Source organism: Serratia sp. root2 (assembly GCF_031931805.1).
In the GTDB taxonomy this organism is placed as follows: Bacteria; Pseudomonadota; Gammaproteobacteria; order Enterobacterales; family Enterobacteriaceae; genus Serratia; species Serratia inhibens.
Window position 1 is genome coordinate 763,006 of record NZ_JAUJXB010000001.1, and the last position, 21,689, is coordinate 784,694.

The 21,689-nt window shown below is 55.1% G+C and carries 22 protein-coding genes and 1 riboswitch; of the genes, 9 read left to right on the forward strand and 13 right to left on the reverse strand.

Translation table 11 applies throughout. The annotated features are described in order from the left end of the window. Positions 1 to 10: 10 nt before the first annotated feature. On the reverse strand, positions 11 to 418 hold the full coding sequence (gene fos, locus QZQ97_RS03570; protein WP_311992290.1) for a fosfomycin resistance glutathione transferase: 408 nt from the start codon (positions 416 to 418) through the stop codon (positions 11 to 13). Positions 419 to 588: 170 nt separating this feature from the next. On the opposite strand from fos, the gene QZQ97_RS03575 reads away from it, so the two are divergent. The 3 genes from QZQ97_RS03575 to QZQ97_RS03585 all read left to right on the forward strand — a co-directional run bounded on the left by QZQ97_RS03575 (position 589) and on the right by QZQ97_RS03585 (position 2,750). Then, positions 589 to 903, forward strand: coding sequence for a phage protein NinX family protein (locus QZQ97_RS03575; protein WP_311992291.1), 315 nt, complete (start codon positions 589 to 591; stop codon positions 901 to 903). 67 nt (positions 904 to 970) lie between these two features. Beyond that, entirely contained in the window at positions 971 to 1,207 is a 237-nt protein-coding gene (locus tag QZQ97_RS03580; protein WP_006321600.1) for a DUF4060 family protein, read from the forward strand. A 175-nt stretch (positions 1,208 to 1,382) separates the two neighbouring features. After that, complete coding sequence (locus tag QZQ97_RS03585; protein WP_311992292.1) at positions 1,383 to 2,750, forward strand: amino acid permease; 1,368 nt, start codon at positions 1,383 to 1,385, stop codon at positions 2,748 to 2,750. A 39-nt stretch (positions 2,751 to 2,789) separates the two neighbouring features. Here QZQ97_RS03585 and QZQ97_RS03590 read toward each other — a convergent pair whose 3' ends face one another. Continuing rightward, on the reverse strand, positions 2,790 to 3,080 hold the full coding sequence (locus tag QZQ97_RS03590) for a hypothetical protein (RefSeq protein ID WP_311992293.1): 291 nt from the start codon (positions 3,078 to 3,080) through the stop codon (positions 2,790 to 2,792). A gap of 225 nt (positions 3,081 to 3,305) precedes the next feature. Between QZQ97_RS03590 and QZQ97_RS03595 the strand changes: the two genes are divergently transcribed. From QZQ97_RS03595 to cspE, 3 genes are all read left to right on the forward strand, one after another. Beyond that, positions 3,306 to 4,304: an MBL fold metallo-hydrolase gene (locus tag QZQ97_RS03595; RefSeq protein WP_311992294.1), complete on the forward strand. Its 999-nt coding sequence runs from the start codon at positions 3,306 to 3,308 to the stop codon at positions 4,302 to 4,304. A gap of 869 nt (positions 4,305 to 5,173) precedes the next feature. Continuing rightward, a complete protein-coding gene (locus tag QZQ97_RS03600) occupies positions 5,174 to 5,290 on the forward strand; it encodes a DUF2627 domain-containing protein (RefSeq protein ID WP_002211058.1) in 117 nt (38 codons plus the stop codon). A gap of 41 nt (positions 5,291 to 5,331) precedes the next feature. Then, positions 5,332 to 5,541 carry a transcription antiterminator/RNA stability regulator CspE gene (cspE, locus tag QZQ97_RS03605; protein WP_002221949.1) on the forward strand — a complete coding sequence of 70 codons (210 nt, stop codon included), beginning with the start codon at positions 5,332 to 5,334 and terminating at the stop codon, positions 5,539 to 5,541. A 55-nt stretch (positions 5,542 to 5,596) separates the two neighbouring features. Here the strand turns inward: cspE and QZQ97_RS03610 are convergent, their stop codons facing one another. Next, positions 5,597 to 6,310, reverse strand: a complete 714-nt coding sequence (locus tag QZQ97_RS03610; protein WP_311992295.1) for a polyphenol oxidase family protein — start codon at positions 6,308 to 6,310, stop codon at positions 5,597 to 5,599. Positions 6,311 to 6,442: 132 nt separating this feature from the next. Between QZQ97_RS03610 and rlmA the strand changes: the two genes are divergently transcribed. Next, on the forward strand, positions 6,443 to 7,261 hold the full coding sequence (gene rlmA, locus QZQ97_RS03615) for a 23S rRNA (guanine(745)-N(1))-methyltransferase (protein ID WP_311992296.1): 819 nt from the start codon (positions 6,443 to 6,445) through the stop codon (positions 7,259 to 7,261). Here rlmA and QZQ97_RS03620 read toward each other — a convergent pair. After that, on the reverse strand, positions 7,258 to 7,995 hold the full coding sequence (locus QZQ97_RS03620) for an ArsR/SmtB family transcription factor (protein WP_311992297.1): 738 nt from the start codon (positions 7,993 to 7,995) through the stop codon (positions 7,258 to 7,260). The two genes, rlmA and QZQ97_RS03620, sit on opposite strands and share 4 nt — an antisense overlap. 129 nt (positions 7,996 to 8,124) lie before the next feature. Here QZQ97_RS03620 and QZQ97_RS03625 point away from each other — a divergent pair, with 129 nt between their 5' ends. Beyond that, on the forward strand, positions 8,125 to 9,510 hold the full coding sequence (locus QZQ97_RS03625) for an MFS transporter (RefSeq protein ID WP_311992298.1): 1,386 nt from the start codon (positions 8,125 to 8,127) through the stop codon (positions 9,508 to 9,510). Between the two features lie 67 nt (positions 9,511 to 9,577). On the opposite strand, the gene mntP is transcribed toward QZQ97_RS03625, so the two are convergent. The 5 genes from mntP to manX all read right to left on the reverse strand — a co-directional run bounded on the left by mntP (position 9,578) and on the right by manX (position 13,761). After that, entirely contained in the window at positions 9,578 to 10,147 is a 570-nt protein-coding gene (gene mntP, locus QZQ97_RS03630) for a manganese efflux pump MntP (RefSeq protein WP_311992299.1), read from the reverse strand. A gap of 11 nt (positions 10,148 to 10,158) precedes the next feature. Then, positions 10,159 to 10,342, reverse strand: a riboswitch (yybP-ykoY riboswitch). A gap of 220 nt (positions 10,343 to 10,562) precedes the next feature. Continuing rightward, complete coding sequence (locus QZQ97_RS03635; protein WP_311992300.1) at positions 10,563 to 11,021, reverse strand: DUF986 family protein; 459 nt, start codon at positions 11,019 to 11,021, stop codon at positions 10,563 to 10,565. 54 nt (positions 11,022 to 11,075) lie between these two features. Beyond that, positions 11,076 to 11,918, reverse strand: coding sequence for a PTS mannose transporter subunit IID (locus QZQ97_RS03640; RefSeq protein WP_004945644.1), 843 nt, complete (start codon positions 11,916 to 11,918; stop codon positions 11,076 to 11,078). A gap of 15 nt (positions 11,919 to 11,933) precedes the next feature. Next, positions 11,934 to 12,734, reverse strand: coding sequence for a PTS mannose/fructose/sorbose transporter subunit IIC (locus QZQ97_RS03645; protein ID WP_004945641.1), 801 nt, complete (start codon positions 12,732 to 12,734; stop codon positions 11,934 to 11,936). Positions 12,735 to 12,789: 55 nt separating this feature from the next. Continuing rightward, positions 12,790 to 13,761: a PTS mannose transporter subunit IIAB gene (gene manX, locus QZQ97_RS03650; RefSeq protein ID WP_311992301.1), complete on the reverse strand. Its 972-nt coding sequence runs from the start codon at positions 13,759 to 13,761 to the stop codon at positions 12,790 to 12,792. A 629-nt stretch (positions 13,762 to 14,390) separates the two neighbouring features. On the opposite strand from manX, the gene QZQ97_RS03655 reads away from it, so the two are divergent. Then, on the forward strand, positions 14,391 to 15,935 hold the full coding sequence (locus tag QZQ97_RS03655; protein ID WP_311992302.1) for a TerC family protein: 1,545 nt from the start codon (positions 14,391 to 14,393) through the stop codon (positions 15,933 to 15,935). A gap of 18 nt (positions 15,936 to 15,953) precedes the next feature. Here QZQ97_RS03655 and QZQ97_RS03660 read toward each other — a convergent pair whose 3' ends face one another. From QZQ97_RS03660 to pabB, 4 genes are all read right to left on the reverse strand, one after another. Next, positions 15,954 to 17,570, reverse strand: a complete 1,617-nt coding sequence (locus tag QZQ97_RS03660; protein ID WP_311992303.1) for an EAL domain-containing protein — start codon at positions 17,568 to 17,570, stop codon at positions 15,954 to 15,956. 281 nt (positions 17,571 to 17,851) lie between these two features. Next, positions 17,852 to 19,216: an L-serine ammonia-lyase gene (sdaA, locus tag QZQ97_RS03665; protein WP_311992304.1), complete on the reverse strand. Its 1,365-nt coding sequence runs from the start codon at positions 19,214 to 19,216 to the stop codon at positions 17,852 to 17,854. A gap of 446 nt (positions 19,217 to 19,662) precedes the next feature. Then, a complete protein-coding gene (locus tag QZQ97_RS03670; protein ID WP_311992305.1) occupies positions 19,663 to 20,241 on the reverse strand; it encodes a CoA pyrophosphatase in 579 nt (192 codons plus the stop codon). Continuing rightward, complete coding sequence (gene pabB, locus QZQ97_RS03675) at positions 20,238 to 21,611, reverse strand: aminodeoxychorismate synthase component 1 (RefSeq protein ID WP_311992306.1); 1,374 nt, start codon at positions 21,609 to 21,611, stop codon at positions 20,238 to 20,240. The genes QZQ97_RS03670 and pabB overlap by 4 nt, the downstream gene beginning before the upstream one ends. Positions 21,612 to 21,689: the final 78 nt, after the last annotated feature.

Here is a 21,689-nt window from a genome sequence, read left to right on the forward strand (position 1 = left end):
ACCCGCTTCCTCAGAAAAACGCCATCCCCCGATAAGGCTGAACGCGGCATGCTGCCAGACGGCTAGCCAGATCGCCGCTGTGAATTTCTAACCGGTGCCCATCGGGATCGAGAAAGTACAGTGATTCTCCCTCGCTGCGATTGCTTTTCCACTCTTTTACTCCCGCCTGGCGCAACCGTAATGCCACGGCCGCAAAATTCTCCGCCGCCACGCTGAAGGCGTAATGGGTGTAGTCACCTGGCGTGTCCAGCGCTCGAGAATTGTCCCATGACAGGCACAGCCACAGTTCCCCAAGAGACAGATAAGCACCCTGTTGCCAGCGCGCACGCGGAATGCATCCCAGCAGGTTGGTATAGAAATCGAAACTGCGGCTGACGTCGCTTACCGCGAGCGTCAGGTGGTTGAGGCCGCTCAACATGACGATAATTTCCGTGTAAAGAAACAGCTAAAAAGTGTAATCATCCCACCAGGGAATATAAAGTGGAAAAAACATTAGTATGGATAATATGAAAAGCCGTCGTTTTGTCATAAATCTGTCGTATTGGCATCGTAATGTAGCGCCAACCTTACGAAAGATGGATAAAGCCGATGATTAAATGGTATGAAGAAAGCGACGCCGAGGTGAACCGCAGCATTGCGTTGATCACCGGAGAAAATCCGGACAAGTGGTATCCTTATGGTGGCGTGAAAGGTAAAGACTATTGCAAGAATCCCTCCGATGCCTGGCCGATTATCTGTGCCAATAAAATCAGTTTGAATGCCGACGACCAAAGCGATAACCCGCAGTGGCAGGCGCGAATGATCACCCAGCGTGGTGAGTGGCAAGCGGACAGCAGCAGCCCATTGCGTGCCGCGATGATCTGTTTCCTGCTGAGCCAGCAAACCAGCGAAATGGTACGTTGAACCACCAGAAATACTGATGATTTTTCCCTTTTTATGACAACAGAACTGTCTCTGGCGGAGCCTGTTTATGAAGCGCATTATTAAAGGTGATAAAAACTTGTCTCATCTGGTGATTGCCCACGCGGCAATCGATCGTCACGCAGAAAGCTTTGGGCAGCGCCGACAGGGCTGGCCCTCAACCTACCTGATAAAATATCAAAACGATCGCGTGGCGGTGGAAGTGGTCACGCGCAGCCAGTCCTATGTCGCAACGCTGATGATTGGCGCACGCAATCTGACCAAGCTGTGCGGTCTGCCCAACTGAATCTCAGCCATTCTGGCACCCTTCTTTGCATAAAATAGCTCCCTGGCCTCCGTTGCCGGGGTGCTTCTCCTTGATGCTCCCGGGGTTAAGTGTTAAAAAGCCGCCCGCAGATACATTTATTGATTGGCGAAATCTTGTGCAAAAGCGACGGGGTTCAACGCCATATGAGGATAAGATGGGCGGTCAGCAACAGGATACTCCGCTAAAACGCGGTTTAAAAAACAGACATATACAACTTATCGCCCTTGGGGGCGCCATCGGTACCGGCTTGTTTCTCGGCATCGCGCAGACCATTAAAATGGCCGGCCCTTCCGTACTGCTGGGCTACGCAATCGGTGGCTTTATCGCTTTTCTCATTATGCGCCAACTGGGTGAAATGGTGGTTGAAGAGCCGGTCGCGGGTTCATTCAGCCACTTTGCCTATAAATACTGGGGCGATTTCGCCGGTTTTCTTTCCGGCTGGAATTATTGGGCGATGTTCATTCTGGTCGGCATGGCCGAATTAACTGCCGTAGGGATTTATATTCAATATTGGTGGCCGGACATCCCGACCTGGGTCTCCGCTGCGGTCTTTTTTGTGCTGATCAATCTGATCAACCTGGTCAACGTGCGCCTGTACGGCGAAACGGAGTTCTGGTTCGCCATCATCAAGGTGGTAGCGATTGTCGGCATGATCGTCTTCGGTGCCTGGCTGTTGGCCAGCGGCAACGGCGGCCCGCAAGCCAGCCTCGGTAACCTGTGGGAGCAGGGGGGCTTTATGCCGCACGGCATCGAAGGGTTGGTGATGGCGATGGCGGTGATCATGTTTTCATTCGGTGGGCTGGAGATGGTCGGCATCACTGCGGCGGAAGCCGCCGATCCGCGCCGCAGCATTCCGAAAGCCACCAACCAGGTGGTGTACCGCATCCTGATTTTTTATATCGGTTCGCTGACCGTGCTGCTTTCTCTCTACCCATGGGACAAAGTGGTGGAAGGCGGCAGCCCGTTCGTGATGATTTTCCACGCGCTGAACAGTAGTCTGGTGGCGACCCTTCTTAACGTGGTGGTGCTGACGGCGGCGTTGTCGGTGTATAACAGCGGGGTCTATGCCAACAGCCGCATGCTGTTCGGCCTGGCGACTCAGGGGAATGCGCCGAGGGCATTGACCCGGGTGAATAAGCGCGGCGTGCCGGTGCTGTCCATCGCGCTGTCGGCGTTGGTGACCTCTGTCGGCGTGCTGATCAACTACGTGATGCCTGGCAAGGCGTTTGAGCTGTTGATGGCGTTGGTAGTGTCCACACTGGTGATTAACTGGGTGATGATTTGCCTGGCGCACCTGAAGTTCCGTGCGGCGAAAAACCGCCAGGGGGTGATCCCGAGTTTCAAGGCGCTGTGGTATCCATTTGGCAACTACCTGTGCCTGGTGTTTCTCGGCCTGATTCTGGTGATCATGTATTTCAGCGAGGGGATCCGCATCTCCGTACTGCTGATGCCGATATGGATCCTGCTGCTGTGGGTTGGCTTTATGCTGACGCGCCGTAAAGGCGCCAAAGTGCGGTGTTAATCTACACCGGAGGCGCCTTGCGCGCCTCCGGCTCAGGTTTTAGCTACGCGGCATAAAGGCGTTGCCCTGATTGCCGCGGCCCAGTCCCAAGAGCTTCCTGCACAGCAGGAACAGGGTGGTGACGATATCGATGGCGACTACGCTAAGCATCAACACGCTCAGCATCAAAAAACTCACCAGCGCGCCAAACAACAGCACCAGCGGGGCAGGCACTCTTACTCGCCGGAGTTTCATCGCGGCATACATTTTCCAATACTGCACCTGTGGCCGCATCGCGCTACGGATACGGCCCAGACGAACACGTGATTTGCGTGATGTAGAACGGCTCATAACTTCTCCTTTTCTGAATGTCCTATAAGTGAATCATAAAGATCTTAAGAGATGCTTAACAGGCTCTTTACGGCCCTGGCATGCTCATAGGGACTGTGACACCACAATATTCGAAAAGGTCCCCCCTGAGGTGAGCACGGTTCACAAAGCGCACCAATCGACTATCTTGTTATGTTATCCACTCTGCCCGTGCAGGGTGTTCGCAGTGGTCGGGAGAACCGCAGGATGAAGAGAATCAATCGTTACTATGATGCCGCGAAATCGCACCATACCCCGGAAGGTTTTCGCAATCCGGAGCCGACTCAGCGTCAGGAAGGGGATCTGAGGCGCTGGCAGAATGAACGCAAGCGGCAAGGATTGCCCAAACCGCCGCAATTGGGGTATCAGCAGTTTACCCAGCGCTGGTGGCAGAGCGCCGATCTCAGCGGCAGCGATAACAGCATTTGGTGGTTGGGACACGCTTCGATGCTGTTGCGCCTGGATGGCCGCTATATCCTGATAGACCCTGTGCTTTCGCAACGCGCTTCACCGCTGAGTTTCTATGGCCCCAAACGCAAGACACCGCCGCCGTTGACGGTGCAACAACTGCCGTCGGTGGATGTGGTATTAATTTCCCACAACCATTACGATCACCTCGATCGGCGTACCGTGCGTCAACTGGCGCAACGTTTTCCCAATGCGACCTTTATTGTGCCGCTGGGGTTAAAAAGTTGGTTCCGACGTTATCGCCTCAAGCGAGTGGAAGAACTGGACTGGTGGGATAGTCTGTCATTGGGCGAGTTAACGCTCCACTGCACGCCGGCGCGCCACTGGAGCATGCGCACCCTGTGGGATCGCAATCGCTCTTTATGGTGCGGTTGGGTTATTCATCATCCGGCGCTCCGTTTCTATTTCTCCGGAGACAGCGGTTATTCCGAGCGGTTGGCGGATATTGGCGCGCGTCTGGGGCCGTTTGACGTGGCCGCGTTGCCAATAGGCGCTTATGCTCCGCGTTGGTTCATGCAGGAACAACATATGGATCCGCAGCAGTCGGTGACGCTGTATCAGCAATTAAATTCACCGCGGGTTATTCCGATTCATTGGGGCGTTTTTGAATTGGCCGATGAGTCGCTGGATGAGCCGCCGCAGCAATTAAATCTGGCGTTGAGCTCTGCCGGAATAGATCAGCATCAGTTCTTGCCAATCAAAATTGGCGAGCGCATTACGCTAGAACCTAACTCTTAAGCGTTATAGCATATCCTTTGTGAGCGGTTTATCAGGCTGAATGGCCTGTAAGGCCGCCCGGTCGCGGGCTGCCGCTGTACGGGCCAACGGCGCAGTGCGTTAGCCGGCGCTGAGCTGATAAATGGATGTGAATGGCGAGACGCAAAAAACGAAATAAATAGGCTTGTGAGCTGGCTTTACCGGCAGCGTAAATACCTACTGCCTTTTTAAGATTTAATTCCGCTATACATTCTCACAGACGCCAGGGTTATTGCCGTTATTTAATCCCACCCATGAACAGGGTATTTATCCGCTTATGCACGATGATGGTGCGTAAATTTTCCCCTTTGCATGCCTATGCACCTTAAAGCGGCAATGCCATTTGTTTTTATGCCGGGATGTCGCTGCACAGATTGTGCTCATAATAACGAATATCAATAATTAGTATCAGTATTGTTTTCTGTGACGACGGGAGCGTTATCAGACTGGGGGCGGGGCCGGCGTTGGGCCATCCAGATGGCGGCGTGGTGGTCAGATGAGTTGGCCTGAGAAGACACCCGTTCATCGATATTCAAATGTCGCATAAGAAATTCCATAAAGATTCAAATTTTTTAACGTTCTAAGCGTCCGGCAGCGATTATATGTTGTAACGCGTGAGGGCAATCGGATGAAAGAATTGTTAAAATTCAGTCAGGCTGCGGAGTGTAGCGCAGCCTGACCGGTAAGCAGAAAATAGCTAAGGCTTCAACATCTTTTAGTCTATTTAAGCTTCTATTGCTATCGACCGTTTCAAATATGTGCGACAGGTCCATCAGTGATTAAAAATGGCTTGCCATCGAATACAGAGTATGTGATAACGCATCTGGGTAAAACGAGGTACAGTTCTGTATATGTGTGGCATTTTCAGTAAAGAAGTTCTGAGTAAAGACGTTAGCGTTGAATACCGCTTCTCTGCCGATCCTTATCTTAGTGCCTCAAGCAGTAACGACTCTAGTTTGTCTATGTAACGCCTACGGGCGGTTTAAACAATCCAAAGGAAATACTCAAGATGGCAAAGATCAAAGGTCAAGTTAAGTGGTTCAACGAGTCTAAAGGTTTCGGTTTCATCACCCCAGCTGACGGCAGCAAAGACGTGTTCGTACACTTCTCTGCAATCCAGGGTAACGGCTTCAAAACCCTGGCTGAAGGCCAGAACGTTGAGTTCGAAATCCAAGATGGCCAGAAAGGCCCATCTGCAGTAAACGTTACTGCTATCTAATCAGCGTCAGCTGTACAAAAAGCCCGCCTCCGTGCGGGCTTTTTCGTGTCTGCGCTCAGCCGGCGATAATGATGCCCGCGTACTGATTGCGGCCGGTAATGCCTGGGTGCCCAGGATCTTGCTCGCGTCGGTGGCTGTTGCGGCGGTAGCTGGTGTATTTAAAGCGCTGCGGGTGCAGCGAGTCGGTATTCGGCGTGCAGATGGTGCAACTCCCGGCGCGATCAACGGCGGCAAACCCCAGCTCGCTGAGTTTGTATTCGGCGATGGCGGCCAGATCCAGGTGGCGATAGCTTGGGCTGATCAAGCTGGCAGGCAGCGGCAACTGCTGTTTAAAGCGCGTAACCAGCTCCTCGTTCACTTCATAGCAGCACGGGCCGGCAGCCGGGCCGATGGCGGCCACCCAGTTGGCCGTCGAATCATCGCGGCCGATGCGCGCCGCCAGTTGCTCAAGAATGCCATCCAGCAAGCCGCGCCAACCGGCATGCACGGCCGCAATGGCCGAGCCGTCGTTGCGGCTGAAAATGACCGGCAGGCAGTCTGCCGTCAATACGCTGAGCAGAATGCCGGGTTGGGTAGTGTAAAAACCGTCGGCTTCGCCGCAAATTTGGGCCGCCTGATGAATGTCGACGATACGCGTACCGTGTACCTGCTTTTTTTCCGGCAGCGTGGCACGGTAAGGTTGCAGGTGCCCGGGCAGCAGGGCACTTTTGTTGCCGAATCCGTGCTGAATGGCCGGAATGGCGCTGAGAAGCGGGGAGTAGTCGGTCATTTAACGTCTTTACCTGTGTCAGAAAACATTACGTCAGTGTAGCCAGCTTTTTTATCCGTTGGCCAGGCCTGCCTTGCATCGCGCAGAAGCCTTCTTTAGACTACCCGCGCCGTATCTTTCTGGAATCCAATCATGTCTTATCAGTGCCCTCTGTGCCACCAGCCGCTTCATTTTTCTCACTTGCAATGGCGTTGCGATGCCAACCATCAGTTTGACTGCGCCAAAGAAGGCTACGTCAATCTGCTGCCGGTGCAGCATAAGCGCTCGAAGCAGCCGGGAGACAGCGCGGAAATGATGCAGGCGCGGCGCGCCTTTCTCGACGCCGGGTTTTATCGGCCGTTGCAGCAACGGGTGGCGGAACTGCTGGAACAGGCGCTGGAGGGCAAGGCGCAGGCGCTGCTGGATATTGGCTGCGGCGAAGGCTATTACACCGCCGAAGTCGCTGCACGATTGGCGCCGCGTGACATTACCGTTTATGGGCTGGACGTTGCCAAGGTGGCGATCCGCTATGCGGCCAAGCGCTATCCCGCAGTATCATTCTGCGTGGCGTCCAGCCACCGTTTACCCTTTGCCGACCGTTCTTTGGACGCGATCCTGCGCATTTATGCCCCATGCAAAGCCGAAGAGCTGGCGCGGGTGGTGAAGCCCGGTGGTGTGGTAGTGACGGTATCGCCCGGTCCGCGCCACCTGTATCAATTGAAAGAACAGGTTTATCAGCAGGTGCAGCTGCATGCCGAACCGGATGAACAGTTGACCGGTTTTGACTGTGAGCGGCTTGAGGCGCTGTCGTATCCGATGACGTTGCCGGGCGAGCAGGCGGCCAATTTGCTGCAAATGACGCCGTTTGCCTGGCGGGCCTCTCCAGAGGTGCAACAGCGCCTGGGTGCCAGTGAATCGTTCGCCTGTGAAACGGATTTCGCCATAGGGCTGTACCGTCGCCAATCCGATTAAGCCATCGGATATGCCGCTTCGCCATTGGTTCTATCGTCCTCCAGATCTGCGCGCTCAACGTCGAGGTGCGTTTTCAACGCCGTCCACCCCAGAGGCGTCACTTTGAGCGCCCGGGTTGCCGGCAAGCGCTGCAACCAGCCCCAATGGCAAAAAGCGTCGAGCAGATAAGCCGCCAGCGGCCCCGCGAGGTGATATTGCCGCTCGGTCCAGTCCAGACATTGACGGCCTTTGCCCACCGTCTCTGGTGCAACTGCAGTAGCCTCTGCCCCCAATTCCTGCAGCCAATTAGCCCCGGCCGGCGTCAGCACATATTCGCATGCGCCATTTTCGACGATTAGCCCCCGTTTCAGCAGGCTGCGCGTAACGGCAACGCCAACTTTCCCCGCCAGATGGTCATAACAACAGCGCGCAAAACGCATCTCACGCGCGGAGCGGTTGGGCGTATTGCGCCATGCCGGCGTTACCGGCCCGATCGATGCGAGACTTTCCAACAGGTGCGAGACGTGCGGCCCCGATAATCGGTAGTAGCGATAACGCCCCAGCTGTTCGACGCTGAGCAGGCCACCGTCCAACAGTTTTGCCAGATGCGAGCTGGCGGTTTGCGGGGTGACGCCTGCCGCCTCTGCAAGCGCACTGGCTGATAGCGCGTTGCCGTCGGCCAGGGCGATCAACATCACCGCCCGTACCGGCTCGGCGATCAGATGTGCCACAGATGCAATATTATGTTGGCCCACGAATTTCTCCTTCATCAATAGCAGGCGATGTTTTCATCGCTCAAAGTACACTTCGATATGCCTCGAAGTATTCCGGGTGAATAGCAGCTTATAGTCAATGCCTATTTCATCAGTCTGGGTCTGCAGCCAGTGGCAAGCTTGAATCAACAACAAAAACGGGTACTGATGGCAACCAGCCTCAGCTATGTCATTGTCATCCTGGATACGTCGATCGTTAACGTCGCCTTACCGCCTATCGCGGCCGATCTGGGCACCGGGCTTACCGGCCTGCAGTGGGTGGTGAGCGCCTATACGCTGGCGTTTGCCAGCTTGTTGCTTAGCGGAGGAGCATTGGGTGACAGGTTGGGGGCCAGGCAGGTATACCTTGCCGGGTTGGCGATTTTTGCCTGTGCTTCTGCCCTTTGCGGGCTGGCAGGCGGATTACCCTTACTGGTCGTTGCCAGAGTATTGCAAGGTGTTGGGGCCGCTTTGCTGGTACCCAGTTCCTTAACGTTGATTAACGGCGCTTTCCCCGATGCCAAACAGCGGGCAGGTGCGATTGGCGTATGGGCCGGTTGCGGCGGAGTGGCGATGGCGGCGGGGCCGTTGATTGGCGGCGTGTTGATCCAATTTTGGGGCTGGCGCAGCCTGTTTTGGACCAATATTCCGGTGATTGTGCTGGGAATAGGGCTCACGCAGCGTATTGCAGCCGTTCGTCCGTTAATTTCCTTGCGCCAAATGGACTACGCCGGTCAGGGGGCGGTGATTGCGGCATTAGCCACATCGGTAGCCGTGTTGATTGAGGGCGCACGGCTGGGCTGGCACTCTGGCTGGGTGTTGGGCGGTATCGCCGTGGCCGCCGTAAGTTGGCTGATGTTTGTAATGATAGAGCGACGAGGCAGGCAGCCCATGCTACCGCCGGCACTTTTCCGCAGTGCGGTTTTTTCGGCTTCGGCTTGGGTGTCGTTGGTCTCTGCGTTGGTGTTTTACGGAGCGTTCTTTTTGCTGAGCCTCTATTTTCAAACAGTGCGCGGTTGGTCGCCGCTGCAGTCCGGTCTGGCATTTCTTCCCCTGACTATTATGGTCACCCTCGGCAGCTTTGTTTCTGGCCGTCTGGTTCAGGCGTTCGGCGCGGGGCGGGTGGTTTATGGCAGTTTGTTGCTGTATACGCTGGGTTTTGGTGGTTTGCTGGCGCTGGCCGCAAGCGTGCCTTACTGGCGTATTGCACTGTGCTTCCCTCTGCTTGGCCTGGCGGCCGGCATTATTACGCCTGCGGCCACGGCGGCGTTGTTGAATGAGGTTGCGAGTGAACGGGCGGGCATAGCTGCCGGTGTGCTCAATGCCGGCAGGCAAAGCGGTTCCGCATTTGGCGTGGCGATTTTTGGGGCGCTGATGACGGCATTTCACCCGCTGGAAAACGGGATCCGGATCGCCGTGTACGGCGCGATGGGTCTGTCGTTGCTAACGGCTATTCTATGGGGATTGGCGTTCAGGTTTGCTGTGCGTGCAGGAGCGAGGCAACCGGCAGGGCGATAGCTGGGGCGATGGGTTGCCAGAAACAAAAAGACCTGCCGTGGGCAGGTCTTTTAGCGTTCGGCGACAATCAGGCGAGATAACCCAAATGCTCCAGCAGAATGTTGATGCCGATACCAATCAGCACCACGCCGCCGATGATCTCTGCGCGTTTGCCCAGCAGCGGCCCGATAAAGCGGCCAATCATCATGCCCAGCGTCGCCATGATCATGGTGGCCATACCGATAGCCATGGCGGTGTGCACAATATTGACCTGCAGGAAGGCCAGGCCGACGCCGATGGCCATGGCATCAAGGCTGGTGGCGATAGCGGTGGCCACCAGCAGCCAGAATCCGTGACGCTTCACTTTTTCCACTTCGTCCGGCCGGTTTCTGACGCCTTCGACAATCATGCGCATGCCGAGAATAAACAGCAGCGAGAAGGCTACCCAGTGGTCCCATTCCATGATGTATTGGCTGGCGAACAGGCCAATCGCCCAGCCGATGATCGGCGTAATGGCTTCGACCACGCCGAAGATAAGTCCGGTACGCAGGGCTTCACGAAAACGGGGTTGATGCAGACTGGCACCTTTGCCGATCGACGCGGCGAACGCATCCATAGACATGGCGAAAGCGAGAACGAGTGTAGCGGAAAGATTCATGTTAACTAGCCTCGGCCGGGCGGCTCCATATACACGTAACCCACCCCCAACCATACGACGGAGTTACGTGTCTATGGTCTCGCCAACCTTACCTGGCTGCCCGCACCACGTTTCAGAGAACAAAACGAGTATGTTGATACGGGCGTTTCTGGCGTTTTATTGCCCAGAAACCGGCTACTCCCCAATGACGGCGCAACCATACCATAATATTTCTGACGAGAACAACCTTATTACGTGAGAATATTCTTGTTGAAATTGAGACTTGTTTTCATTAAAGAATTGCAAGAGGGAATATAATGTAGGCTGATGCAACAATGTTGCGTAAATAATAAACGGATAAGCGCTGGGGTTGTTGATTAATTATCCATATACAGCGCGTGTTATCGGAAGAGGTGAAACTTGAGGTGTTGTTTATTTATTGATTTTCAACGAAAAAATGATAAATCCTTTCCAGGTCATCTAATTGTGTAACCTGAATGAGCAACCGTCGCCGCTCCAGATCTATGACCAGGATGCCATCTTCGGATAAATTCATGGCTTTAATGCGGTTATATTCAATGAAGGTATTGGCATAAAAGAAACCCTGCGTTTTAAACAACATCTTTGGCCAGCGAATATAGGAAATGTAGATGGCGATCAGTGCTAAAGAAATAAGCAGGTAGGTGGTTAATATTGCGCCGTTGGTGGTGGCGTTACGGTAAATCAAAATGGCAATCAGGCCGACGAAAATCAGGCAGTCGATCCGGTTACGGCGTTTTAACTGCACCTTAAGCCGCGTTTTGCCCTTCAGCAGGTTCATGCCGAATTCGTCGTAAATCGCATACAGCAGCATCAGCGCGGTAAAAATCAGTAATACGCTATCGGTCAGCGACATCTTTCAACTCCACAAACAAAAAAACCGGGGGTTTCCCCCCGGCCGTGACCCGTTTTACAGGCCCAGCAGGCCAATCCAGTAACCGAAGATACCGATGGCGAAGAAGCCGATGATAATCCACAACGCATTCACTTTTCTGCGCAGCAGCCACATACAGCCGAAGGTCAGCAGCAGCGGCACCAGACCCGGCATCAACTGATCGAGAATGGTTTGCACCGTGGTCACTGTGGTATGCCCGGTCTGATCGGTGATCTTCGACACCACCAGCGGGATATTCACGTGCGTCCACTTGTTAACTAATGCCCCCATCACAAACAGGCCAAGAATGGACGCTCCTTCCGTCAGTTTTTGCAGGAAGCCGCCACCCATGTCATTAACGATATCCACCCCTTTGCGGTAACCGTAGGCCACGCCGTAATAGCGGGTCAGCAGGCGCACCAGGTTGAACAAGACAAAGAACAAAATAGGGCCAAGCAGGCTGCCGCTCATGGCGATGCCGGCACCGAGAGCGGCGAATACCGGCCGCACTGTGCCCCAGAAGATCGGGTCGCCCACGCCGGCCAAAGGCCCCATCAAACCGACCTTGATGCCGTTGATGGCCGCATCGTCGATCGGTGCGCCGTTGGCGCGTTGTTCTTCCATCGCCATGGTAACGCCAAGCACCGGCGCCGCCACGTAAGGGTGGGTGTTGAAGAATTCCAGGTGGCGTTTGATCGCCTGTTTGCGGTCGTCGTTATTTTCCGGGTACAGGCGACGGATCACCGGCACCATAGAGAAGCAAAAACCCAGCGCCTGCATGCGTTCGAAGTTCCATGAGCCCTGGAACAGGTTCGAGCGCAGGAACACACCGCGAATATCGGCCGGCGTGAGTTTCTTTTGAGCTGTTGTATCAACCATTTCTCTCACCTATTCCTAGTCGAGTTCGTTATCGAGATCGTTGGCATTGGCCGGGCCAGCCTGTACAACCTGAGACTTGTTGTATTTCGGACTGAGCTGGATATAAAGCACGGCCATCACCACGCCGATGACGCCGAGCGCCACAAGGTTGAAGTTGGTGAAGGCGGCGGTAACGAAGCCGAGGTAGAAGAAGGGCATCAGGTAACCGGCGCGCATCATATTGATCACCATGGCGTAGCCGACCACCACGATCATCCCGCCGGCGATATTCAGGCCACTGGTGACGACTTCCGGGATCGAGTTAAGCAGAGCGTGAACGCCTGCGGTGCCCACTGAGATAGCCACAATAACCGCCGGGATGGCGATACGCATCGCCTGCAACAGCAGGGCGGAGATGTGGATCCAGGTGATGGCGCGCAAACTGCCGCGTTCTGCCGCGCTGTCGGCCGCGTGCTGGAAGGCCACGGTCAGGGTTCGCACGATGATGGTCAGCACTTGACCGGCCGCCGCCAGCGGTATGGCCAGCGCGATACCGGCACCGACGCTCTGGCCGCCGGCAATAACCAGAATGGTGGAAATGATTGACGCCAATGCTGCATCCGGCGCAACCGCAGCACCGATATTCATCCAGCCCAGGGCAATCATCTCCAGCGTGCCGCCGATAATGATGCCGGTTTTCATATCACCGAGAATAAAGCCAATCAGGGTACAGGCGACCAGCGGACGGTGGAACTGGAACTCGTCGAGGACGGATCCCATCCCGGCGATACAGGCAACGATAAATATCAGCACAATCTGAAGAGTGGTAATCTCCATTGCACTTCTCCTATGACCAAAGAGCTCTGAGTAAAATAATTATTGGCTGTCGCCATTAATTGAGTTTGTTAATCAGGTCCATCATTTTTAACCGGCTGTCGGACGAGACTTTGCGAACTTCCAGTTCAATACCGCGCTCGTTTAATTTCTTAAACGCTTCGATATCCTTTTCGTCGACAGACACGGCGTTGTTGACCTGGGTTTTCCCCTGACGAAACGCCATGCCGCCGATATTCACCGATTTGATATCCACGCCGGCCTCGACCAGGCGCCAAACGTCGGTCGGATTCGTGAACAGCAGCATCACGCGATCACCGGCATATTTCGGGTTGTTCCATACGCGGATGGCTTTCGCCACGTCGACCACGTGCGCGGTAACGCCCGGCGGGGCTACTTGGGTCAGTAAGGTTTTGCGTACGTGATCGGCGGCCACTTCGTCGCTGATAACAATGATGCGACTGACGTTGGTTTCCTTGGTCCAACGGGTGGCAACCTGGCCGTGAATCAGGCGGTCATCGATGCGCGCCAGGCCGATCTTCATATGGTCATTGGGGCCAAGCGGTGCCTGCGGTGCGGCGGGTTTGGCGGCGGGGGAGCTTTGTGGTGCCGCGGGCTTAACACTCTCTTCTTCCGGTTTTTTCAGCGCTTTAACGCCTTCACGGCCGGTTTCCAACGCCAGCGCGACCAATTCGTCGAAGCCAGGGTTATCGTCCCGCGCCATGAACGTTTCCACCAGCATGGGAATGTTAACCCCGGTGACGACCTCATGGTTTTCTTTATCGACGGCAATGCGGCTGGCCGCGTTGAATGGGCTGCCGCCCCAGGTGTCCACCAGGAACAAGACGCCACCGCTGGTGTCTAGCTCGCTGATTTTCAGGTTATATTTATCGATTAACGTTTCGGCATTTTCACCGGGGACGAAGTCTATAAAAGCGACGTTATCTTGTTCGCCCAATAGCATTTCCGCCGTCTTCAGCAATTGTTCCGCTGCGGTCCCGTGTGTGCCGATGATAATAGCTATTGCCACTCGCTACCTCCTCATTAAACTTCATACCCGTCATCTTTCAAGCCGCAGCGTTGTTGGCTGCAACGTAAAAGCTATAGGGTATATGCACGGATTGTGTCGTTCTTGATTTCCTTTCTGGCAGTCACTTTCGCGCTTCAAATACATTATGGTAGAAAATTAAAAACGCGGGCTTAACATTTCTCGCGCAGTTTCAAAAGCCTGTGCGCGTTAATTCACGTTAACGTCATTTATTTTAGTGAGTGAAAAAATAAATTTTGTGACATTGCTCTGTTATTGAGCGCTCGGACAACGCTTAAGGCGGTGTTTGCGGAATTAAACAACAGACCTGTTACAAGACGATGCTGCAGGTAAAAAAGCTTCTTTGCCGTAAAAAAAATTCCTGCTAGAGTATTTCCTCTTTCATATTTAGGAGTGAAGGGCCTCAGCCCACCCTATGGACTGTCACCGAAGTTACTGTTTTTCAAGGTTCCACCCGCCACCTGCTGGCGTAATACAAGTCACACGGCCGTTCGGCCATCCCCCGGTACTGCAATCCCGTTATCTTGCTGTTGTTGTCTGTGTGCACTCTGCGCCGACATCGTCGCGCCTGAGCCTCGCTCGGCAATCCTGTCTTTTTTCCGGAGTCTGATATGGAATTTTTAATGGACCCCTCGATTTGGGCTGGGTTACTTACGCTGGTGGTATTGGAAATTGTACTGGGCATCGACAACCTGGTGTTTATCGCCATTCTGGCCGATAAGCTGCCGCCGAAGCAGCGCGATAAAGCGCGCATATTGGGTCTGTCGTTGGCGCTGTTTATGCGTTTGGGCCTGTTGTCGGTTATTTCCTGGATGGTTACGCTGACTACGCCGCTGTTCAGCGTGGCGGATTTCAACTTCTCCGGACGTGATCTGATCTTGCTGTTCGGCGGTGTCTTCCTGTTGTTCAAAGCCACTATGGAATTGCATGAACGGCTGGAAGGTCAGACGCACCAGGATGGCGCCAACCGCGGCTACGCCAAGTTCTGGGCGGTGGTGGTGCAGATTGTGATCCTTGACGCCGTGTTCTCGCTTGATGCGGTGATTACCGCCGTGGGGATGGTGAACGACCTGCCGGTAATGATGACTGCGGTGGTGATCGCCATGGTGGTGATGTTGGTGGCGTCAAAACCGCTGACTAACTTCGTGAACGCGCACCCTACCATTGTGGTGCTGTGCCTGAGTTTCCTGTTGATGATCGGCCTGAGCCTGATCGCCGAAGGCTTCGGCATGCATATTCCTAAAGGTTACCTGTACGCGGCGATTGGCTTCTCGATCCTGATCGAGTTGTTTAATCAGATTGCTCGTCGCAACTTTATCAAACATCAGGCACATCGCCCGATGCGCGAGCGCACCGCCGAGGCGATTATGCGCCTGATGGGTCAACAGCGTTCACAGCAGACGGATGAGGCCGTACCGCAGCCGGTGAATGAGACCTTTGCGGCGGAAGAACGCTACATGATCAGCGGCGTGTTGACGCTGGCTTCGCGCTCCCTGCGCAGCGTAATGACGCCGCGCACCGAAATTTCGTGGGTGGATTGCGATCGCTCTCGTGAAGAAGTGCGCGAACAACTGCTGGATACGCCGCACAGTCTGTTCCCTGTTTGCCGTGACTCGCTGGACGAGATTATCGGCGTGGTGCGCGCCAAGGATCTGCTGGTGGCGGTGGAACAGGGCGAGAATATCGCCGAGTTTGCCGCACGCACGCCGCCGATAGTGGTACCGGAAACCATGGACGTGATTAACCTGTTGGCGGTATTGCGCCGGGCCAAAGGGCGTCTGGTGGTGGTGACCAATGAATTTGGTGTGGTACAGGGTCTGGTAACGCCGTTGGACGTTCTGGAGGCCATTGCCGGCGAATTCCCGGATGAGGATGAAACGCCGGATATCGTAGTGGAAGACGCGGGCTGGTTGGCGAAGGGCGGAACCGATCTGCACTCGCTGGAGCAGGCGCTGAACTGCGAAGATCTGGTCAGCCCGACGGCAGATTACGCCACATTGGCGGGCTTCCTGCTTTCTCACTACGGCCAGATGCCGGCGGTGGGGGATGTCGTGGAGTTAAACCAGCTGCGCTTCGAAATTATTGACGTGTCGGAGTACCGCATCGAGCTGGTGCGTATCAGTAAAGTGACGCCTCACGACGAGGAACAGCAGTAACATGACGAACCGGGGGCATCACGCCTCCGGTTTGCTTTCCCTCTCTTTTTGGCGCTCTTCGCGCACACTCACCGCTCGCAACCGCGATTCATATTGCTGTAACCACAGCGGAAATACGTTGATTGGCATCGGTTTGGCGAAATAGAAACCCTGCAGCGCGTTCACGTCGTGTGAGCGTAGATAATCCGCCTGCTCAGCGGTTTCCACCCCTTCAGCCACCAGCTTTAGCTTCAGCCTGTGCGCCAATGTAATGATGGTATCGGTGACGGTTGCGTTGATCGCATCGGTACCGATGGCGGCGGTAAAACCACGGTCGATTTTCAACACGTCAGGGCTGAGCTTTTTCAGGTAGCTGAGCGAGCTGTGGCCGGTGCCGAAATCATCGATTGCCAGCATGATCCCCATTTCCTTCAGCGTTTTGATTTGTTCATACTGAATTTCAGACAGAGCGGTGCGTTCGGTAAGCTCCAGCATTAGCGAGGGCATCGGCTGGGCCGGCAGCCAGATACGACGAATATCGTCGATGAGGGTGACCGCATTGAAATGCTCCGCGGCGACATTAATGCTGATATAAAACGAAGGGCGTGGCGGGAACAGCTGCAGGTTTTCCACCACGGTAGTCATCAGGTAGCGGGTCAGGGCGATGATCAACCCATGTTGCTCCGCGAGAGGAATAAATACGTCCGGCGAGATCCAGCCCTGGCGTTTGTTTTTCCAGCGCAGCAGGGTTTCCACCCCGATGCAGCGGCCCGTTTCGGCGTTGATGATCGGCTGGCAGTAAACGCGGAATTCGCGGTGGGTAATGGCATGGCCAATATGATAGGACAGGCTCATGCGATTGGCGGTGAGCAGGTACACGACATAGGCCGCCAGCAGGCTTATCAGCAACGCCAACGGGATATGGCGCGGCAGCGCAGCCAGGGCGAGCAGACTGGCCTGCGGGCCAAACAGCGAGATGGAGAAAGGGTATTGCGCTGATTTTGCGGTATAGAGAAGACCGCTAGTCAGGGAATCGCTGCGCAGGATCTCCCGTCGGCCATATTCCAGGCTGTAGTCGCCGACGTTCAGCACCACCCGCTGTGCGTAAGGTTCCTGCGGTTCCAGCAGGAAATTCGCCAACAGCTCAATATTGAATACGTGCAGCACGCCGTTCAGGTTGTTGTCGGCTGCTCCCGGCGTCCACATGATCAGTGTTGGTACCCCTTTGGCGACAGAAAGAGAAGGGCGCAGCGCCAACTTCGCGCTACCGTCCGCCAGGGTGGGCAAGATAGCGCTGAAAACATAGTTACGCACGCCGAACAGGCTGGAACAGTAAATAACCCCGTCTTTGACCAACAACATGGCCCGCAGCGCCTGATTTTGCGCAGCGCGGAAGCGCAGCGTCGGCATGACGGTCTCGCAGGGTTGCTCCAGCAAGGGCATGGAGCGCACGGCCTGCTGCTCGGCCGGTTCCAGCAGATTGTTGATTTTGGTGACAGTGCGGGTAGCCAGTACCCGTTGGCTTTGCTCAATGGCACCGAGTTCCTGATAGTAGCGGGTGTACAGAGAGAGCAGCAGAATAGCCAACCCAACCGCCCCGGCCAGCAGCCAACGGTAATAGCGGTATTTAGTCACGGCAAGTTGGGTCATCAACATCGGTAAATCCTTGTTCGGTAAGCTAGCCAAGAATCCTCGTCAGGCCAAATTGCCATGGAATGATACTCGGCTAATTCTAGCTTGTCGTTATACAAGAGTGATGGTAACCCAGTAAATTATTTAAATTTGGCGAAACAAAGGGCTAAATTGCCGGTTAACCGGAGGATCGACGCGATATTGTAAAAATATTTTATCGTGACGGCGTCACGTTTTGGCAGGTGGTTTTTTGATTATCAGTAGGTTACACAAGAAAAACCCCGCCAGGAAGGCGGGGTGTGGGATCAATCGCACTGCACTTTTATCGCCAGGCCGCCGCGCGAGGTTTCGCGGTATTTGGCATTCATATCTTTACCGGTTTCATACATGGTCTCGATCACTTTATCCAGAGAAACGCGTGGCTCACTGGTACGGCGCAGCGCCATGCGCGCCGAGTTGATCGCCTTCACGGACGCAATGGCATTACGTTCGATGCAAGGTACCTGAACCTGCCCGGCAACCGGATCGCAGGTCAGACCCAGATTATGTTCCATGCCGATTTCCGCCGCGATACAAACCTGTTCCGGGCTGCCGCCCAGCAGTTCAGCCAGGCCTGCCGCAGCCATAGAGCAGGCGACGCCCACTTCCCCTTGGCAGCCAACTTCGGCGCCAGAAATGGAGGCGTTCATCTTGTACAGGGCACCGACGGCACCTGCTGCCATAAAGTAGCGAATATAAATGTCCGGGCTGACGGATTCGATAAAGTGGTCATAGTAAGCCAACACGGCAGGAACGATACCGCAGGCGCCGTTGGTCGGCGCCGTGACTACGCGGCCACCGGCGGCGTTTTCTTCGTTAACCGCCAGCGCGAACATATTGACCCAGTCAATGACGTTCATCGGGTCGCTGGACAGCTTATCGGAGGAAACCAGCAGGCGGCGCAGCGCGGAAGCGCGACGCGGCACACGCAGCGGCCCAGGCAGTACGCCCTCGGTATTCAGGCCACGATCGATACAGGCGCGCATGGTCTGCCAGATGTTGCCGAAGTAGGTTTCGATTTCCTGTTTGCTGTGCAGTGCCAGCTCGTTCTGCATCACCATGCCCGACAAGGACAGCCCGGTTTCGCGGCAGTGATCGAGCATTTCACGAGCAAAATTGAATGGATAAGGGACGGCCAACTCATGTTCGTCGACTTTGCCGAAGTTCTCTTCATCGACGATAAAACCGCCGCCAATGGAGTAGTAAGTCTTGCTGTAAACTTCTTTATCGCCGGCGAAGGCATGAACCTGCATGCCGTTTTCGTGCAGCGGCAGGTTATCGCTGCGGAAAACCATGCCTCCGTCGCGCGGGAAATCAACCTCATGCAAGCCGCCGGCCAGCATCAGGCGTTGACGTTGTTCTACATCGCGAATAAAACCCGGGATGCTATCGATATCAACGGTATCCGGCATATTACCCGCCAGGCCGAGGATGATAGCGATATCGGTATGGTGACCTTTTCCGGTCAATGAGAGTGAGCCGTAAACATCTACAGCCACACGCGTGATAGAAGGCATCAGGCCTTTACTTACCAGATCGTCGACAAACTGTTTGCCGGCTTTCATCGGTCCAACCGTATGAGAGCTGGACGGGCCGATGCCGATCTTAAACATGTCGAAAACGCTAATCACGCTAAAACTCCTTAGAGGCATATTGTTATGGTTGCATCGGTTAAAAACCGAGCAGGGAACAGCGATATTGTAAAAGGCTCGTACGGGTTCGGTTGCCTTTTTCGCATGAAATAAAATAATCCTTGGTGTTGACTTGCTTATTGATTGCCTCAGGCAGTCGGTCAGCCGTGGAACCTTCCGTTGCCCAAACTCCGTTAATGACAATCGCGCCAGCTTCCGTTGCTGGACGCTGCCGGCTTAATCCCTATTTTGATAGAGGTTTATTCCGGACGGCGGTATTTTACAGGTATTTCGTAAGGTTGAAGAGAGGGTTTACAGTTTTTTTAAAACTCTGATAGCCAGAAAGGTAGTTGAAAAAGCAGATGAATGAAGTGATGACGATCGCTTTACCCGCGGCTGTTATGCAGGTAACCGTTTGGCTTGTGATATTCATCACGAAATAAGCGTTAAATACTTACCTGTTGCGCCAGTCGCCGAATGATGGCGGCGGTCAGCCCCCAGACAAACTGACTCTGATACCAGGAAAGATAAATGCGATGCGAGTGGCCAGCGCGGTGAATATCCAGCGGGTAATAGCGCGACAGCGTCAGCGCTTCATGCAGCGGCATCTCAAAGACGTCGGCCACTTCGTCTTCGTTGGCGCTGAATTGCACATCGGGCGAGATCAGACCGACCACCGGCGTGACCTGAAACCCTGTGCTGCTGTCGAGCGGCGCCAGTTGGCCCAGCACGGTCACCGACTGGGGCGGGATCGCCACTTCTTCCTGCGCTTCACGCAGAGCGGTGATAATCGCCGATCCATCTTCAGCATCGGTTTTGCCGCCCGGGAACGCTACCTGGCCTGCATGTTTACGCAGAGAGTCGGCGCGGCGGGTGAGCAGCAGCGTGGGTTCCGGGCGGCAGATAATAGGGATCAGTACCGCCGCAGGGCGGATATTGTGCGAAATCTGCGACGCCTGCGGCAACTGCAGCTGGAAACGGCTGATAAAGGCGGTAAGCGAGGTCGGGTAGGTTGGTTGGCTCACGAGGCGGTAATCTCCCCCAGCTGCGGCAAGATGCGGCCGACTTTATCAAAGGTTTCCTGATACTCCGCCTGCTCCTGACTGTCGGCTACGATGCCGCCGCCTGCCGAACAGTAAATGCGACCGTTTTCGGTGATTAACGTGCGGATGGTGATATTGGTGTCCATGGTGCCGCAGGCGCTGATATAACCGATGCTGCCGCAGTAGGCGTTGCGCCGCTGGGGCTCAAGTTCCTCGATGATTTCCATCGCCCGCACTTTCGGCGCGCCGGTAATGGACCCCCCCGGAAAGCAAGCGCGCAGCAGATCGGTTGCCGCTGTGCGCTCCGGCAGGATGGCGGTGATGGTGCTTACCAAATGATGCACCGCCGGGAAGGCTTCGACCACGAACAATTCGGGGACGCGCACGCTGCCCGGCTCGGCGACACGGCCGATATCATTACGCAGCAGATCAACAATCATCAGATTCTCCGCACGATCTTTCGCTGAGTTTGCCAAGCGCCGTGCCTGTTGAGCATCCTGATCGGCATCGGCCAGCCTCGGCAAGGTGCCTTTGATCGGGCGGGTTTGAATATGCCGGTTCTCCAGCCACAGGAAACGCTCGGGCGAAACGCTCAGTACGGCGTTGTCCGGCAGGCGCAAAAAGGCGGAGAAGGGCGCGCGGTTGCTGGCGTTCAATTGTTGAAAAGCTTGCCATTCATCGCCCTGATAATCTGCTGAAAAGCGCTGTGCAAGATTAATTTGATAGCAATCACCGCTACGCAGGTAATGCTGAATGCGCTGGAACTTTTCGCCGTACTGTTGGCGCGTCATGTTGGCTTGCCAGCGGCTGGTCAAGGCAAATGCCCGCTGCGGTTCCGGACGTTGTCCGTTGAGCCACTGCCAGCGCTGTTCCGTGTCGCCGTAGCTGAGCAACGTCAACGTCTGCCGATGGTGATCGGCAATCAGCGCCCAGTCATAAATGCCGATCGCCATATCCGGCAGCGCGATATCCGCTTGCGCCCATTGCGGCAGCTTTTCCACTCTGCGCCCCAAGTCGTAACCGAACAACCCGAGTGCGCCGCCCTGAAACGGCAGGTTGGGATCTGCCGCAGGATGCCACGGTTGTCGTTCCAACGCTTCTTGCAGCAGGCTGAACGGATCTTCTTGCGACTGTCGGTAATCCTCACCGCGGCGAACCTCGGTGATTGGCCCTCGTGTGGTAAGGGTTGCGCAGGGGGCCGCGACCAGGATATCGAAACGGTTATGCGAGTGCTCGGCAAACCCGGAGTGCAGCAACATCGCCCACGGCTGCTGCGCAAGCGGAGCAAAGTGCTCCAGTAGGGCGGTACGGGTGTAAGGCAAAGATTTAAGATTCGGTGCGATCGCGCTCATGGGCCTCAATAAACCTGACTGACGGTAACGGCTGTTTCTGGCTGCTATTCTGCCATATTCGACCGGTGGGCGCATGCC